Origin of the sequence: Stenotrophomonas sp. YIM B06876 (assembly GCF_030711595.1) — a bacterium.
Lineage (GTDB): Bacteria > Pseudomonadota > Gammaproteobacteria > Xanthomonadales > Xanthomonadaceae > Stenotrophomonas.
In genome coordinates, this window is the sequence record NZ_JAUJUJ010000033.1 from 1 (window position 1) to 16,935 (window position 16,935).

Annotated in this window: 15 protein-coding genes; all 15 read left to right on the forward strand. The window is 68.3% G+C overall.

All coding sequences use genetic code 11. From position 1 onward, the window contains the following. A partial coding sequence (locus QZH66_RS12110; protein ID WP_305806199.1) for a YadA-like family protein occupies positions 1–2,293 on the forward strand: 2,293 nt, incomplete at its 5' end. A 164-nt stretch (positions 2,294–2,457) separates the two neighbouring features. Beyond that, on the forward strand, positions 2,458–4,338 hold the full coding sequence (locus tag QZH66_RS12115) for a S8 family peptidase (RefSeq protein WP_305806200.1): 1,881 nt from the start codon (positions 2,458–2,460) through the stop codon (positions 4,336–4,338). A gap of 117 nt (positions 4,339–4,455) precedes the next feature. Continuing rightward, the gene (gspE, locus tag QZH66_RS12120) at positions 4,456–6,255 is read left to right on the forward strand and encodes a type II secretion system ATPase GspE (protein WP_305806201.1); all 1,800 of its coding nucleotides are present in this window, start codon (positions 4,456–4,458) and stop codon (positions 6,253–6,255) included. A 142-nt stretch (positions 6,256–6,397) separates the two neighbouring features. Then, entirely contained in the window at positions 6,398–7,618 is a 1,221-nt protein-coding gene (locus QZH66_RS12125; RefSeq protein ID WP_305806202.1) for a type II secretion system F family protein, read from the forward strand. 36 nt (positions 7,619–7,654) lie between these two features. Further along, entirely contained in the window at positions 7,655–8,092 is a 438-nt protein-coding gene (gene gspG, locus QZH66_RS12130) for a type II secretion system major pseudopilin GspG (protein ID WP_305806203.1), read from the forward strand. Between the two features lie 98 nt (positions 8,093–8,190). Then, on the forward strand, positions 8,191–8,616 hold the full coding sequence (locus tag QZH66_RS12135; RefSeq protein WP_305806224.1) for a GspH/FimT family pseudopilin: 426 nt from the start codon (positions 8,191–8,193) through the stop codon (positions 8,614–8,616). Beyond that, entirely contained in the window at positions 8,613–9,014 is a 402-nt protein-coding gene (locus QZH66_RS12140; protein ID WP_305806204.1) for a prepilin-type N-terminal cleavage/methylation domain-containing protein, read from the forward strand. Before QZH66_RS12135 ends, QZH66_RS12140 begins: the two co-directional genes overlap by 4 nt. A 5-nt stretch (positions 9,015–9,019) precedes the next feature. Further along, complete coding sequence (locus tag QZH66_RS12145) at positions 9,020–9,664, forward strand: prepilin-type N-terminal cleavage/methylation domain-containing protein (RefSeq protein ID WP_305806225.1); 645 nt, start codon at positions 9,020–9,022, stop codon at positions 9,662–9,664. Continuing rightward, the gene (locus QZH66_RS12150) at positions 9,661–10,521 is read left to right on the forward strand and encodes a type II secretion system protein GspK (RefSeq protein ID WP_305806205.1); all 861 of its coding nucleotides are present in this window, start codon (positions 9,661–9,663) and stop codon (positions 10,519–10,521) included. The genes QZH66_RS12145 and QZH66_RS12150 overlap by 4 nt, the downstream gene beginning before the upstream one ends. Beyond that, entirely contained in the window at positions 10,518–11,651 is a 1,134-nt protein-coding gene (locus tag QZH66_RS12155) for a PilN domain-containing protein (protein ID WP_305806206.1), read from the forward strand. Before QZH66_RS12150 ends, QZH66_RS12155 begins: the two co-directional genes overlap by 4 nt. Further along, positions 11,626–12,249: a type II secretion system protein GspM gene (gene gspM / locus QZH66_RS12160; RefSeq protein WP_305806207.1), complete on the forward strand. Its 624-nt coding sequence runs from the start codon at positions 11,626–11,628 to the stop codon at positions 12,247–12,249. Before QZH66_RS12155 ends, gspM begins: the two co-directional genes overlap by 26 nt. Further along, positions 12,239–12,985 carry a hypothetical protein gene (locus QZH66_RS12165; protein WP_305806208.1) on the forward strand — a complete coding sequence of 249 codons (747 nt, stop codon included), beginning with the start codon at positions 12,239–12,241 and terminating at the stop codon, positions 12,983–12,985. Before gspM ends, QZH66_RS12165 begins: the two co-directional genes overlap by 11 nt. Before the next feature lie 9 nt (positions 12,986–12,994). After that, the gene (gene gspD / locus QZH66_RS12170; RefSeq protein ID WP_305806209.1) at positions 12,995–15,187 is read left to right on the forward strand and encodes a type II secretion system secretin GspD; all 2,193 of its coding nucleotides are present in this window, start codon (positions 12,995–12,997) and stop codon (positions 15,185–15,187) included. Further along, on the forward strand, positions 15,184–16,047 hold the full coding sequence (locus QZH66_RS12175) for a glycosyltransferase (protein ID WP_305806226.1): 864 nt from the start codon (positions 15,184–15,186) through the stop codon (positions 16,045–16,047). Before gspD ends, QZH66_RS12175 begins: the two co-directional genes overlap by 4 nt. Before the next feature lie 4 nt (positions 16,048–16,051). After that, complete coding sequence (locus QZH66_RS12180; RefSeq protein WP_305806210.1) at positions 16,052–16,888, forward strand: glycosyltransferase family 2 protein; 837 nt, start codon at positions 16,052–16,054, stop codon at positions 16,886–16,888. The last annotated feature ends 47 nt before the right edge of the window (positions 16,889–16,935 follow it).

The following is a 16,935-nucleotide window of genomic DNA, read 5'->3' on the forward strand; positions in this document are numbered from 1 at the left end:
CGGGATTGGCGGAACCGCGCTGGGTGCCAGTGCCAGCGCCGACGGTTTTGCCGCCACGGCCACCGGCGTGGGTGCCTACGCGGGCGGTGACCAGTCCTCGGCGTTCGGTGCGGTGGCCAATGCCACCGGGAACTACAGCACGGCAATGGGCTCGCAGAGCCTGGCCGATGGAGCGGGAACCACCGCCATCGGTTTCAATGCGGCAGCGTACGAGAACGGCAACGTGGCGGTCGGTCGCAATGCTTCGGCATTGGGTGAAGGCAGTCTGGCGATTGGCGACGGGGCCGAGACCGGCTTCGGTTACTTCGGTATTGGCGCCAGCAACGCGGTGGCGATCGGATCTGGCAGCTGGGCATTCGGTGATGACGCCACGGCGGTCGGTGCCGGTGCGTGGGCGTTCGACCAGCAGACCACGGCCATCGGCACCAATGCGGTGGCAGGGGAGGTCAACTCGGTGGCGCTGGGCGCAAATTCGGTGGCCAGCCGGGCCAACAGCGTGTCGGTGGGCGATGTCGGCAGCGAACGCCAGATCACCAACGTCGCTGCCGGTACCGAGGGCACCGATGCGGTCAACAAATCGCAGCTCGATGCGGTGGCGCAATCGGCCAGCACCACCAGCCAGTACTTCAAGGCCAGCGGCAGCGGCGTGGCCACGGCCAGCGGTACCGACAGCGTCGCGGCGGGGTCGGGTGCCACTTCCAGTGGCAATCGCAGCACCGCACTGGGCACGGCCAGCACCGCTAATGCCACCGGCGCCACCGCGATCGGCGCGGACAGTTCCGCCCGCGGCAGCAACAGCACCGCACTGGGGCGGCAGACCTCGACCAGCGCAACCAACGGCGTGGCCATCGGCTACGGCGCGTTTGCCAACAACGGCGCCAACAGCATCGCCATCGGCGCCAATGCCGGCGTCTCCGCTGCCAATTCGGTTGCTCTGGGTTCGGGATCGCGCGCCACCGAAGCCAATGTAGTGTCGGTCGGCGGTGGCAACGGCACGGATGGTCCGGCCACCCGCCGCATCGTCAATCTCGCCGCCGGCCGCGTGGCCGAAGGCAGCACCGATGCGGTCAATGGCAGCCAGCTCAACGTCACCAACCAGCGCGTCGGTGCGGTGGAAACCCGGGTCAACGACATTGACGGGCGCATCGGTTCGGTCGAAGGGGTGGCCGCCAACGCGGTCACCTACGACAACAGCAGCCGTGAGGCGATCAGCTTGGCGGGTATCGACGGAACCCGCTTGGACAACGTGGCTGCCGGTGCCATCGGGATGGGCAGCATGCAGGCGGTCAATGGTGGCCAGCTGTTCCAGTCACTGACCAACATGGCCACCTTCCTGGGCGGCGGTGCGGCAGTGGGGATGCAGGGAATGTTCGTGGCTCCCACGTATGTCATCCAGGGCAGCAGCTACGGCAATGTGGGATCGGCGTTGAACGCGCTGGACCAGCAGGTCACCGCGCTCAATACCCGCGTGGCCGGAGTCGAGGCGCCTGTGCGGGAAGCTCCCGGGCCGGCGGAAACCGCACCCCCGTCACCCGTCACGGCAACTCCGGGGGGCCGGCCGGTGCTCGGCAACCAGGCCCAGGCCAATGACCTCACCGGCAGTGCGATCGGTGACAACAGCTATGCACATGGGCCCAACGACACCGCCATCGGCAGCAATGCGCGGGTCAACGCCGATGGCAGTACCGCGTTGGGTGCCAACACCACCATCAGCGCGGCGGCGACCAATGCGCTGGCGGCCGGTGAAGGGGCCAGTGTGACGGCAGCCTCGGGAACGGCGCTGGGCCAGGGCGCCAGTGTCACCGCACAAGGTGCAGTGGCATTGGGCCAGGGTTCGGTGGCGGACCGGGCCAATACGGTCTCGGTCGGCAGCGCCGGCAGCCAGCGCCAGGTGACCAATGTCGCTGCCGGCACCCAGGCCACCGATGCGGTCAACAAGGGCCAGCTCGACAGTGGCATCGCCGGGGCCAATGCCTATACCGACAACCGCTTCGGTGCCATGTCCGACAGCTTCAACATGTACAAGGGCGAGATCGATGACCGCCTGCGTCGCACCGATCGCCGTATCGACCGGCAAGGGGCGATGAACGCGGCGATGTTGAACATGGCCACCAGTGCGGCGGGCGTGCGCACCCAGAACCGGGTCGGCGTCGGTATCGGCTTCCAGAGTGGCGAGTCGGCGTTGTCGGTCGGCTATCAGCGGGCCATCAGCGACCGTGCCACGGTGACGCTGGGCGGTGCGTTCAGCAGTGATGACAGTTCGGTGGGTATCGGCGCCGGCTTCGGCTGGTAACGACCCGCAGGTGCAATGCCTCCGTCCGCTGCGGCGGAGGCATGCCGTTTCGCTGCCGTCCGCTGCTGGCTATGCAGTGGGAGGGGGCCGCTTGCTGGGCCAGGACGGCAGCGTAAAGCAGCAACCGTTCCATCCCGTGTTCCACGAACGACGAGAGATCCGATATGAATAAGAAGACCAAGCTTGGCGTGGCAGTAGCAAGTGTGGTGTTGATGGCCTCGATCGGGGTTCCCGCCGCGTCGGCCGCCGACATTGCGCCGGCCAAGCCGCGGATGATCGATGCCGGCAGCAGTCCGGCATCGGGGGGCTATCGCTTCCTGGTCAAGTACCGGGCCGGCGCGACCGAACTGCGCGACACCGCCACGGTGAACCGTGAGCTGGCGGCGGCGGTGAGTCGGACTGCCCTTGCCGGCAGCAGTGGCGGCAGCACCGGAAAGTTGGCCACCCGCGAAGCGGTCAGCGCGACGTTGCTGCGGCGGATGGCATCGCCCGGATGGAACGTGGTCACCACTTCGCGGCGTCTGGACGGGCGCGAAGCGCTTGATTTCATGCGTGAGCTGGCCGCCAACCCGGCAGTGGAGAGCGTCGAGATCGACCAGATGTACCAGCGTCTGCAGACGGCGACACCGGCATTCGTTCCCAATGATCCCAACTACGCGCAGTACCAGTGGAATTTCAGCAATGCCACCGGTGGGGTACGCGCGCCTGAAGCCTGGGAGCAGTCCACCGGGCAGGGGGTGGTGGTGGCGGTGCTGGATACCGGGATCGTGCAGAACCATCTGGATCTGGCGGCCAATGTCATTCCCGGCTACGACATGATCAGCGACAAGCGGGTTTCCCGGCGCGCCACTGACGGGCGCGTGGCCGGTGGCTGGGATCTGGGTGACTGGATCGAGAAGGATTACTGCGTCGCCCTCGGCGGCGGCCCGCACCCGGCCGATACAAGTTCCTGGCATGGCAGTCATGTGTCGGGCACGATCGCGCAGGAAACCAACAACGGCAAGGCGCTGGCGGGGCTGGCCTACAACGCCAAAGTGATGCCGGTGCGGGTGCTGGGCTCGTGCGGTGGCTACGGCAGTGATATTTCCGACGGCATCATCTGGGCCGCGGGTGGCACGGTACCGGGCCTGCCGGTCAACCAGAACCCGGCAGAAGTGATCAACATGAGTCTGGGCAGCCAGGGGCCGGCATCGTGTCCGGCGATCTACCAGGCGGCGATCGACCAGGCCAACAGCCTGGGCACCATCGTGGTGGTGGCCGCAGGCAACGACAACGGCAACGCAGGCAGTTACACCATGTCCTCGTGCAATGGCGTGATCAGCGTTGGCGCCACCGGCATCACCGGTGCCAAGGCGTACTACTCCAACTGGGGCGCCCGTGTAGACCTGTCCGCACCGGGCGGTGGGGGCGCGGCTGACGGCAATCCCAACGGCTATATCTGGCAGGTGATCAACAAGGGAACGCAAAGCCCGACCGCTGAGTGGGTGCTCGGTGGAATGGGGGGCACCTCGATGGCCTCTCCGCATGTGGCCGCCGCGGTGGCGATGGTCCAGAGCGTGGTCGGTACCCCGCTCACCTGGACCCAGATGCGTGATCTGCTCAAGCAGACCGCGCGTCCGTTCCCGATTGCCATCCCGGCCAATACGCCGATGGGCGCAGGCATCCTCAATATCAACGCGGCGCTGACCAAGGCCACGGAAGTGCCGTGCGATCCGGCGGTGGACCAGTGTGGCCCCGTCGCGATTCCGTTGACCAACAAGGTGGAGGTCAGCGGGTTGGCGGGCGCGGCGGGAAGTGAGGCGCTGTACAGCTTCGAGGCCAAGGCCGGGGCGGTGCTGACCTTCATGACCTACGGTGGCAGCGGCGATGTATCGCTGTATGTGGGCGTGGGTTCGGAGCCGACCAGCAGCAGCTTTGCCGCCAAATCGACACGGGCCGGCAACAGCGAAACGGTGCGCTTCACCGCACCTGCCGCCGGCACCTACTTCGTCAAACTGGTAGGTGCAGCCAGCTACAGCGGCGTTACCCTGGTTGCCCGCCAGTAACCGGCGCCCGTGCACTACCGAACCCCGGCTCCGGTCGGGGTTCTTTTTATCCCGGGAAAGGCGCGCGGCCGGCGCCGGCGAACTGCTAAAGTTCGGCACGGACAACAGGAGGGGTGCGTGAACGCGGTTGCCCACCACACCATCGCCACGACCGACCTGGAGCATCGCATCGTCGATGCACTGCTGGCACACGGGCGCCTGAAGGAGGCGGACCTGGCGCGTGCGCGCCATCTGCAACGCGAGTCCGGTGGCAGCCTGCTGGCATTGCTGGCGCGGCTGGGGCTGGTGTCCGAGCGCGATCATGCCGACGCCTGTGCGCAGGTGCTGGGATTGAACGTGCTGGCGGGCAGGGAACTGCCGGCATCGCCGCCTGAACTGGTGGAAGGCGCGGCGCCACTGCCGTTGCGTTTTCTGCAGCAGTTCCATGTGATCCCGCTGCGGGAGCAACAAGGCCGGCTGTTGCTGTGGATGGCCGATCCCTATGACCGCTACACCGTCGATGCGGTGCGCCTGGCCACCGGCTGCGAAATTACCCCGGCGGTTGGGCTGCGCTCGGAGATCGGCGAGCTGATTGAACGCTGGTACGGGCAGGGCCGCAGCGCGATGGGCGCCATCGCCGAAAATGCCGAAGGGGACATTGCGGCGATGGAGGACATCGAGCACCTGCGTGATCTGGCCTCCGAAGCGCCGGTGATCCGCCTGGTCAATCTGCTGATCCAGCGCGCGGTCGAGTTGCGCGCCTCGGACATCCATATCGAGCCGTTCGAGAATCGACTGAAACTGCGCTACCGCGTCGACGGCGTGCTGGTGGAAGGCGAGGGCCCGCCGTCCAATCTGACGGCCGCGGTGATCAGCCGCGTCAAGATCATGGCCAAGCTCAACATCGCCGAACGCCGGCTGCCGCAGGATGGCCGGATCATGCTGCGGGTGCAGGGCAAGGAGCTGGACCTGCGCGTGAGTACCATGCCCACCGCACATGGCGAAAGCGTGGTGATGCGCCTGCTCGACCGCGGCACGGTAGTGCTGGATTTCCACAAGCTCGGCTTCACCGATGCGTTCCTGCCGCAGTTCCGCAAGGTGCTGGAACAGCCGCATGGCATCGTGCTGGTGACCGGTCCTACCGGCTCGGGCAAGACCACCACGCTGTATACCGCGTTGAGCCAGCTCAACCGCGCCGACGTCAAGATCATCACCGTCGAGGACCCGGTCGAATACCAGATCGAGGGCATCAACCAGATCCAGGCCAAACCGCAGATCGGCCTGGATTTTGCCAACGCGCTGCGCAGCATCGTGCGCCAGGATCCGGATATCATCATGATCGGTGAAATGCGCGATCTGGAAACCGCGCGCATCGCCATCCAGTCCGCGCTCACCGGCCATCTGGTGCTGTCCACGCTGCACACCAACAACGCCGCCGGCGGCATCACCCGCCTGCTCGACATGGGGGTGGAGGACTATCTGCTGACCTCCACCATCAACGGCATCCTGGCCCAGCGTCTGGTGCGCCGGCTGGAGCCGCTGCATGCGCAGCGTTACCCGGCGTCACCTGAAGAAATCGAAAAATTCGGGCTGCGCCGGCTGCAGCCGGAAGGTGAGATCTTCCTGTATCGCCCGCAACCCTCGCAGATCGCGCCAACCGGTTACCTGGGACGCACCACGATCATGGAGTTCCTGCTGATGGACGATGCGCTGCGTAGCGCGGTGATGCGGCGCGCCGGAATGGGCGAGATCGAACAGATCGCGCGCGCGGCCGGCATGNCGCTGCGTAGCGCGGTGATGCGGCGCGCCGGAATGGGCGAGATCGAACAGATCGCGCGCGCGGCCGGCATGCGCACCATGTACGAGGACGGGCTGGACAAGGCCTTGCGGGGCGAGACCACCCTGGAAGAGGTGTTGCGGGTGACGGAGGACGCATGAGGCCGCTGCTGGAATACCGTCATCGCGTCGCGCGATCTGCATCACACCCCATTGGCAGGAACGATGCGGCCGGCATCGCCATGGAACCGGCGAGGGCCGCTGTGTGCATCCGTGCCGCCGCGGCGGCGGAGCGCAGGCGCTGATGCCGCTCTATCGCTACCGGGCGCTCGACCCGCACGGCGAGCTGCTGGACGGACAGATGGAGGCCGCCACTGACGCCGATGTGGTCAGCCGCCTGCAGCAGCAGGGGCATCTGCCGGTAGAGGCGCGACTGGCCAGTGATGTGGGGCTTGATCGCGGGGCGCTGAGGCTGCTGTTCCGGCGCCGGGCGTTCGACGAGGCGGCGCTGGTGCAGTTCACCCAGCAACTGGCGACGCTGCTCGGTGCCGGCCAACCGCTGGATCGGGCACTGTCGATCCTGCTGGAACTGCCGGACGACGACACGTCGCGGCGGATGATCGCCGACATCCGCGATCTCGTGCGCGCAGGCATGCCGTTGTCGCAGGCGCTGGAGCGGCAGCACGGCCGCTTTTCAAGGCTGTATGTGAACATGGTCCGCGCCGGTGAGGCCGGGGGCAGCCTGCATGAAACGTTGCAGCGGCTGGGCGACTATCTGCAGCGCAGCCGTGAGCTGAAGGGGCGTGTGGTCAACGCACTGGTGTATCCGGCGATCCTGTTGTTGGTGGTCGGGCTGGCGCTGCTGTTCCTGCTCGGCTACGTGGTGCCGCAGTTCGCGCTGATGTATGAGAGCCTGGACGTGACCCTGCCGTGGTTCACGCGCCTGGTGCTGGGTACCGGACTGCTGGTGCGTGAGGGCTGGTTCGTGGTGCTGGCGGTACCGGCGGTGCTGCTGCTGTGGGCCGAGCGCAAACGTCGCGATCCGGTGTTCCGCCTGGGCTTCGACGGCTGGCTGTTGCGGCGCCCGCTGGTCGGGGTGCTGGTGGCGAAACTGGAAACCGCCCGGCTGGCCCGCACCCTGGGCACCTTGCTGCGCAATGGCGTGCCCCTGTTGGGTGCGCTGGGAATCGCCCGCAATGTGCTGGGCAACCGGGCACTGGCCGCTGCGGTCGAGGCGGCCGCCGAGGAGGTGAAAAACGGACACGGACTTTCCGCATCACTGGGGCGCAGTCAGCGCTTTCCACGGCTGGCATTGCAGATGATCCAGGTCGGCGAGGAATCCGGCGCCCTGGAGGTGATGCTGCTCAAGACCGCCGACACCTTCGACCAGGACAGCGCGCGCACCATCGACCGCCTGCTGGCGGCATTGGTGCCGGTGATCACCCTGCTGCTGGCCTCGGTGGTCGGCATGGTCATCGTCGCGGTGCTGGTGCCGCTGTACGACCTCACCAACGCCATCGGTTGACGCCGACAGCGCATGTTTCCCTTCCGGAAGAACCCAATGAATCCACATCTGCAATCGCTGTCCCGGTGTTCCCCGCGTTCCCGCCAGGGCGGCATGAGCCTGCTGGAAATCATCATCGTGATCGTGTTGATCGGCGCGGTGCTGACGCTGGTGGCCAGTCGCGTGCTGGGCGGTGCGGATCGTGGCAAGGCCAATCTGGCCAAGTCGCAGATCCAGATGCTGGCCGACAAGGTGGAAAACTACCAGCTCGATACCGGGCGATTGCCGGCCAAGCTGGACGACCTGGTCAGCCCGCCGGGTGGCGTCGGCGGCTGGTTGGGGCCTTATGCCAAACCGGCCGAATTCAACGACCCGTGGGGGCACGCGATTGAATACCGGGCGCCCGGTGAAGGCCAGCCGTTTGACCTGATCAGTCTGGGCAAGGACGGGCAGCCCGGCGGCACCAGTTACAACGCGGACATCCGTTACGAGTAACGGGCATGTCGAGCCGGCCAGGCCCCTGTGTGCAACCCCTCCTGTGTGGTGCTCGGGCGCGACCGCGGCGGCGCGTGGCCGGCGTGTCATTGCTGGAGATGATGCTGGTGATGGCCCTGATCGCGCTGACCGGGTTGCTGACGGCGATGGCGATGGGCGGCGGCATGGAGGGCATGCGCTTGCGCTCGCAGGCCAGGCAACTGGCGGCGCAGTTGCGCTATACCCGCACCCAGGCCATCGCCACCGGCGTGCCGCAGCGCTTCACCGTTGATCCGCGCACCCACCGTTGGCAGGGCGCCAACGGTCGTCATGGCGAGCTTCCCGCCAGCCTGGCGGTCAGTTTCACCGGCGCCCGCGAAGTACAGCCGCAGGCCGGCGTCGGCGCGATCGGCTTCTTCGAAGATGGGGCATCCACCGGCGGTCGTATCGACCTGCGGGCCGGCGCGGGGGAATGGCGGATCGAGGTGGGCTGGATCACCGGCCAGGTCAAGGCCGGGCGCGTGCACGGCCGGACAAGACAATGAAACGTCAGCGCGGCTTTTCCCTGATCGAGGTGATCGTGGCGTTCGCGTTGCTGGCCGTGGCGTTGACCCTGCTGCTGGGCAGCCTGTCCGGTGCCGCGCGGCAGGTGCGCCAGGCCGATGACTACAGCCGCGCGGCGTTGCATGCGCAGTCGTTGCTGGCGCAGGTGGGTGTTGATCAGCCACTGCAGGCCGGGCAGCACGAAGGCCAGTGGGAACAGGGGCGTTACCGGTGGCGGCTGGAGCTGGCGCCTTTCAGCGAACCGCGTGCGCCAACGACGGCGCCCCCGGCGCTGATGCATCTCACCTTGCAGGTGCGCTGGGGCGACAAGGCAACGCCGCAGCTGCAGTGGCGCAGTTTGCGGCGGCTGCCACCGGCCACCCTGGAGCCGGCGCCGTGATCGCCGTGCCACGCCGCGCCGCCGCGGGATTCACCTTGATCGAGGTGCTGCTGGCCACGGTACTGCTGGCGGGCGGACTGGCGGTGGCGTTTGCCGCGGTCAGGTCGGCCATGGCGATCACCGCCCGCGGCGAAGCGATGGCCAGCCACGCCGAGCAGGTCCGGGCGGTGGAAGGGCTGCTGCGCCGGCGTCTGGCCGCGGCGCTGCCGGTGGCGATGGCGATGGCGGTCGATGCGCAAACCGGTCAGCGCGACGTGTTCATCGGCGAGGAACAGCGGCTGCGGTTCGTTGCCGACCTGCCCGCCTACCTGGGGCGCGGGGGGCCCTATCTGCATGATCTGGGGATTGCCGGCACCGGCCAGGCGCGGCGGCTGGAGCTGGCGATGACGCTGGTCCAGGATGGCCGGTTGCTCGCGGAACAGCCGCCGCGCGCGCCCGAAGCCTTGGCGGAGGCGCTGCGCTCGGTGCGCTTCCGCTATCGCGGGGTGGATCCGCAGACCGGTGCGTTGGGCGACTGGCAGCCCCGCTGGAACACCCCCGGGCGTCTGCCGGTGCTGGTGTCGATCGAGGTGGAACCGGCCCACGGCCGGCCATGGCCACCGCTGGTGGTCGCATTGCCGCAGTACCGACCCGCCGGAAGTGGCTTGTGAGGCGCTGTGACGGCGCGGCGCTGGTGCTGGTGCTGTGGCTGGTGGTGTTGTTGACGGCGGTGGTCGGCGCATTTGCGCTGACGGCCAAGGTGGAACATCTGCAGGGGCGGATGCTGGGCGAGACGGCCGCAGCGCAGGAACAGGCCCGCGCGGGCGTGGAATATGCGCTGTCGCGGTTGCAGGGCGCTGGCGGGCAACCGCCGTGGCAGCCCGACGGGCGCCGTTACCGCTGGCGGTTCGACGGCAGGCAGGTGGACCTGCGCATCGTCGACGAGGCCGGCAAAGTGGATCTCAACCTGGCTGATGCGGCGCTGCTGGAGGGCTTGCTGCAGGCGGTGGGCAGCGACCCGGCACGGGCGCGGCAGTTGGCCGGCGCCATCGTCGACTGGCGTGACCGCGACGAGCTGCGCCAGCCGGTGGGCGGCGCGGAAAGTGCCGACTATGCCGCCGCCGGCCTGCCCTACGGGGCCAAGAACCTGCCGTTTGAAAGTCACGCCGAACTGCAGCGGCTGCTGGGCATGGATGCGGCGCTGTATGCGCAGCTGGCTCCGCTGGTCACCGTTTTCGGCGGGGCACGCCCCGATCCGCGCTTTGCTCCGGCGCCGGTGTTGACCGCGATGGGACTGGACGCGGCGCTGCTGCTGGCCCAGCGTGAGGCCGCGGCGATGACCGGCGGCGATGGTGACCGGGCCTCGGCCCCTGCGCCCGGCAGTGGCACTTATAGTATCGACAGCCGCGTGCAGCTGCGGGGAGCACGCCAGGCCGTGTTGCAGGCGGTGGTGCGCGGCGGATCTTCGGGCGTACCCGGGGCGGCCTATACGGTAGTGCGTTGGGAACAGGGGACGGTATCGAGATGACGGGGTTGCGCGACAGTCTGCAGCGGATGGGAGCACAGGTGCCCGGTGTCGGCGGCTTGCTGTCGTGGTGGAAGCGTTCGCTGTTGGCGTGGTTGCCGCTGCGCTGGCAGGCGTTGCTGGGCTGGTCGAGCGCACGCCTGCTGCTTGCGTCGCACGCCGGTCGGTTGCGCCTGGTGCGCAGCACGGCCGAGTGCTGCGATGTCGTGGCCGATGTGCCGTTGCCGGATACCGCGCAGGCGCTCCACCCGCTGATCCCTGCGCCGCTGACCGCGTTGCCGCGGCATTGGCTGTTGCCGGCCACCTGCGTGTTGCGCCGCACGCTGTGGCTGCCTGCGGCGGCCGAGCGGCGGCTGCACGATGTGTTGCGGTTCGAGATCGACCGGCAAACCCCGTTCACCGCCGCGCAGGTGTATTTCGACAGCCGCGTGTGCTCACGCCGGGCCGATGGCCAGCTGGAAGTGGAACTGGTGGTGGTGCCGCTGCAACAGCTGGCGTCGCAGTTGCCGGTCGCTGCGGGCTGGGAAACGATGCTGGAAGGCGTGGATGTCGCCGATGCCGACGGCCGGCCGCTGGGGGTGAACCTGTTGCCGCCGGAGCGGCGCCGGCAGCGGCCAGATCCGTGGCGGCGCTGGAACCGGCTGCTGGCCGTCATTGCGCTGGTGATGCTGGTGGCCGCTGCCTGGCAGCTGCTCGACAACCGCCGCGCCGCTGCCCAGGCACTGCGCGGCAAAATCGCAGCCACCGCGCCACGGGCGCGGGCGGTGGCGGCGCAGCGGCAACAACTGCAGGATCTGGTCGACGGCGCCCGGTTCTTCGACCAGCAACGCGCCGCGCGGCCGCCGGCGGTGGCGGTGCTGGATGAACTCAGCCGGCGGCTGCCCGATGGCACCTGGCTGGAAAAATTCTCACTGGAAGGCGGGCAGATGCAGCTGATCGGCCTGAGCACCAGTGCGTCTTCGCTGGTGTCCCGGCTGGAAGGCTCGCCGTTGTGGAAGACTCCGGCCCTCACCGGCGTGCTGCAGGCCGATGAGGGCCAGCGCCGTGACCGTTTCACGCTGACCGCCGAATTGCAGCCTGTCATCCCCCCGACCCCGGAGACCGCCGATGGCACCGCCACTCCGTCGCCGTGACCGCTGGCTGGCGCTGCTGCTGCTGTTGGCAGCGGGGGCACTGGTCTATCTGCTGCTGGTGCATCCGCTGTGGACGCAGCCGATGCGCGCGGTGGATGCGGAGGTGGGCGCGCTGCGTGAGCGCGAGCAGCGCATACAGATCCAGCTGCAACAGGCACCGCAGGTGTCGCTGCGGCTGCAGCAGGCCCGGCAGGCACTGGCCGCGCGCCCGGGTTTTCTGCCACAGGGGTCGGTCGAACTGGCTGCATCGGCGCTGATACAGCGGCTGGAACAGGCGGTGGAATCGGCCAGTCCGGCTAATCGCAGCTGCGCCATCAGCAACCGTTCGCCATTGCCGGCCGACCACAGCGGGCGGTTTGTACGGGTTGCGGTGCAGGTCAGGCTGCGCTGTGGGACGGCCGAGCTGGCCCGCCTGCTGTATGCACTGGAAAGTGGCAGTCCGCGCCTGTTTGTCGACAATCTCAGCATGCTGGCCCAGCGGTTCCCGCTCTCGCCCGGCGAAAGCGGCAATGGCCTGGACGTGGCGTTCGAGCTGGCCGGCTATCTGCCGCCGGGTATCGCCCAGGCTACGGCGACGGAGGGGAATGATGCGGACTGAAGCCGCAAACCTGCGCACCTGGTGGCTGGCCGGCTGCGCGCTGTGGGCGCTGGCACTGTGGGTGGCGAGTTTGGCCGGGCTCGGCAGCCGGCTTGCGCCCCCGCCCGGCGCGCAGGTGACGGCGCCGGCTCTTCCGGCGTTGCCACCATTGCAGCCCGAACCGTTGCAGGGCCATGCCGACTATTCCGACATCGTGGCGCGGCCGTTGTTTGCCGATGACCGGCGACCGCACCCGTTCTTTCTCGGCAGCGCCGGCCAGGACAATGCCGGCGGGCTGCGGTTGAGCGGTGTGCTGATGGTGCCCGGGCTGGAAATGGCGACGCTGACCACCGGGCAGGGGCAGTCGATCCGGCTGCGTCTGGGCGCCGCACCAGTCGCCGGCTGGCAGCTGCTGGCTTTGCAGCCGCGCAGCGCCACGCTCAGCGGTCCCGGCGGCACCCAGACGCTGGAGTTGCAGGTATTCGATGGCCAGGGCGGGCAAGCACCGACAGAGCTCCATGGCGGCCCGTCGGCGGCCGTGCCCGCTGCGGCGCCTTCGCACGACAGTGGCGCTGCAACGCCCCCCGGGGTCGCAGTCCCCCCCGCCTCTGGGGTGGCCCCTGCTGCGCCGGCAGGCGGCCAGGCGGCAGAGACGCCCTCACCGGCGCAGCTGCAGACGATCCGCGAGCGGATCCAGGTGCGACGCAGACAATTGCAACAGACCCCGAACGGCAGTCCCCCCGGCCAGAACCCGTAGAGTGAACGCATGACGCATCGCCTTGTTGCTGTTTCCCTGCTGATCGGCGTGCTGGCCGGGTGTGCCAGTGCGCCGAGTGCCGACATCCGCCGCCACGTGGGCGCGCCGGCATCGACAACCGGCGGCGCCGCCACGCGCACCTCCGCGCTGGGTGCGGAGGAACCGCCAGTGCTCGATGACAGCAGGCCGCGTGCGGTGATCCGGCGGGGCAATGGCACGGTGATCAACCGCAGTGCCGCCGCGGCGCCGGCGCCGTCGCTGGGCGCGGCCGGCAACGGCACCGCCACCTTCAATTTCGAAGGCGAATCGGTGCATGCGGTCACCAAGGCGATCCTGGGCGACATGCTCGGGCAGAACTACGTCATCGCCCCCGGTGTGCAGGGCACGGTGACGTTGGCCACGCCCAGGCCGGTCTCGCCGGCACAGGCGTTGAACCTGCTGGAAATGGTGCTGGGCTGGAACAACGCGCGCATGGTCTACAGCGGCGGCCGCTACAACATTGTCCCGGCCGACCAGGCGCTGTCCGGCACCGTGGCGCCGAGCACCGCGCCGGCGGCCAGTGCCCGTGGTTTCGAAGTGCGGGTGGTACCGCTGCAGTTCATTTCCGCCAGCGAGATGAAGAAGGTGCTGGAGCCCTATGCACGGCCCAACGCCATCGTCGGCATCGACGGGTCGCGCAATGTCATCACCCTGGGCGGTACCCGCGCCGAACTGGAGAACTACCTGCGCACGGTCGATATTTTTGACGTCGACTGGCTGTCGGGGATGTCGGTGGGCGTGTTCCCGATCCAGTCCGGACGTGCCGAGCAGGTGGCCGCGGATCTGGAGAAAATATTCGGCCAGGACAGCAAGACCCCCAGCGCCGGCATGTTCCGCTTCATGCCGCTGGAAAACGCCAACGCGGTGCTGGTGATCACCCCGCAGGCGCGCTATCTGGACCAGATCCAGCAATGGCTGGACCGCATCGACAGTGCCGGCGGCAACGCACGGCTGTTCTCCTACGAACTGAAATACATCAAGGCCAAGGAACTGGCCGACCGTCTGGCCGAAGTGTTCGGTTCCGGCAGCGGCCGTGCGGGCGCGCGCAGTGACAACGCGGCGTCGCTGGCGCCCGGTGCCAGTGCGGTGCGGGTCGACGAGTTCGGCGAAGACAATGCTGCCGGTGGCGACGGCAATGCCGGCGGCAACCGCTACGGCGATACCCGCGACGGTTCCAGCCGCGACACGTTGTCCCTGTCGCCGCGCCAGTCCGGCAATGGCAGCGTCACGCTGGAGGTGGAGGGCGATCGTGTCGGCGTGTCGGCGGTGGAGGAAACCAACACGTTGCTGGTGCGTTCCACCCCGCAGGCCTGGCGTTCGATCCGCGAGGTGGTGGAGAAACTCGATGTGATGCCGCTGCAGGTGCACATCGAAGCGCAGGTGGCCGAAGTGGCGTTGACCGGCGACCTCAACTACGGCGTGAACTGGTATTTCGAGAACGCGGTCAACGCCGCCACCAATGCCGGCGGCGCCGGGCTGCCTTCCGCGCTGGGGCGTTCGATCTGGGGCGATATTGCCGGCAGCGTCACCAACACCGGCGGGCTGAGCTGGACCTTCCTGGGCAAGAATGCGGCGGCGGTCATTTCCGCGCTCGACGAGGTCACCGATGTGCGCCTGCTGCAGACGCCGTCGCTGTTCGTGCGCAACAACGCGGTGGCCACGTTGAATGTGGGCAGCAAGATCCCGGTGTATTCGGTGTCGATCTCCGGTATTGGTGACAACCAGTACTCGCAGGTGCAGTACCTGGAAACCGGCACCATCCTCAAGGTGCGGCCACGGGTGACCCGCGACGGCATGGTGTTCCTGGACATCGTGCAGGAGGTCAGCGCGCCGGAAGGAGCGCCGGATGACAACGGCAACGTGCGCATCAACACCCGGCGCATGAAGACCGAAGCGGCGGTCAATACCGGCGACACCGTGATGCTGGCCGGGCTGATCGAAGACAGCGTCGGCAACGGCTCTTCCGGACTGCCGGGGCTGAGCCGGTTGCCGGTGATCGGCGGCCTGTTCGGGCGCAAGAGCCAGAACAGCCGCCGCAGCGAAGTGATCGTGCTGCTGACACCGACCATCGTGCGCAACCCGCAGGAGGCGCGCAATCTCACCGACGAATACGGCAGCAAGTTCCGCGCGCTGCAGCCGCTGTCGCCGCCGGCACGTCGCTGAGCATGGCGCTGCCGGTCATCCTGTTGCCCATCGGTGTGGATGACGCCGCGCTGGATGCCTGTCTGGCAGCGCTGGAAGAGGCGACGCCGCCCGGCGCGGCGGTCTGGCTGGCCGATGATGCCCAGGCCGGGCCGCGCGGCCAGGCGGTGATCGAACACTGGCTGGCACGCACCCGCCTGCAGGCCGAATACACCCGGCGCCCACGCGCCATTGGCGAGGTGGCGCACCTGCACGAAATGCTGGGCGCCTGTGGCGATGCCGACGTGGTGGTGCTGGCGCCCGATGCATTGCCGCTGCCCGGCTGGTTGCCGCACCTGGCCGATTGCCTTGCGCGCGATGCCTCCATTGCCACCGCGACGCCGTGGAGCAATGCCGGCGAAGTCAGCGCCTGGCCGCAGCCGGGGGAAATCAATCCACCGCCGCGGGACATCGCGCGGCTGGGCCAGGCCTGTGCGGCGATGAGCCCACTGCATCCGGAGCTGCCCTCCGCGCTGGGCCATGCGGTGGCATTGCGGGGCAGTGCCCGCCACAGGGCCGGCGGGCTGGACAGCCACAGCTACGGCTCCTGGTACGCCGCGCTGATCGATCTGAGCCTGCGCATGGCCGGACTGGGCTGGCGCAATGTGCTGTGCGAAACCGCGTTCGTGGCCCGCGGCGCGGAAGGGCATCCGGCCGAAGGCGACATGGACGCGCTGGCGACCCGCTGGCCGGCGTGGCCGGCACGACTGGCCTCGTTCTTGATGCGCGACCCGCTGCGGCAGCAGCGCGAACACCTGCAGGCGCTGTTTTCGCAGGCGATAATGCCGGCGGCGCAGCTCGATCTGTTCGAAGCCTGTGAGCCGGTTGCAGCCAGGGAGTAGACGGGTGAGTGGGGCTATTGCGGTCGTTGTTGTCAGCTACCAGAGCGCCAGCACGCTCGATGAATGTCTTGACCGCCTGCGGGCCGCCACCGATGTGGAACAGATCCGGGTGGTGGACAACGCGTCCAGCGACGGCTCGCTGGAAATCATGCAACGGCATGCGCTGGCCGACGCACGCGTCCGCTTCATCGCCAATCCCGACAATCCCGGTTTTGCCAGCGCCTGCAATCAGGGGGCGGCCGACAGCGATGCGCCGTGGCTGGCCTTTGTCAATCCGGACCTGATGGTGGAACCCCGGACGCTGGCGGCACTGCGCGAACGCGCGCGTGCGCTGGGCGACTGTCTGCTTGGCGTGGAACAGGTGGATGCGCAGGGCGATTTCGATGCCGCCGTGCGCCGTCGTGATCCCGACTTCGCGGCGATGTTGCGCGCCCCCGGCGCCGGCTCGCGGCTGGGCGTGGTCGCCGACCCCACGCAAGCGCTGCAGCAGGTGGACGCGATCTCCGGTGCCCTGATGCTGATGCCGCGCGCGCTGTTCGAGCGGCTCGGCGGCTGGGATGCGGGCTACCGGCTGCATGCCGAGGACCTGGACCTGTGCCGGCGTGCGCGCCAGGCCGGCGCGGTGGTGGCCATCGCCAACGGGTTGCAGGTGTTGCACGTGCGAGGGGTGTCCAGCCGCTCGCGGCCGTTCTTCGTGGAATGGCACAAGCATCGCGGGTTGTGGCGTTATTTCCGCAAATTCGAGGCGCCGCGGCGCAGGCCGCTGGTCAGGGCGGCAGTGTGGGCAGCCATCTGGGCACACGCGCTGCTGCAGGTGCCGCGGCTGTTGCGGCGGCGCTGACCGCAGTGGCTGGCCGATTCGGGCCTCATGGGTGGCGGGCGCATAAT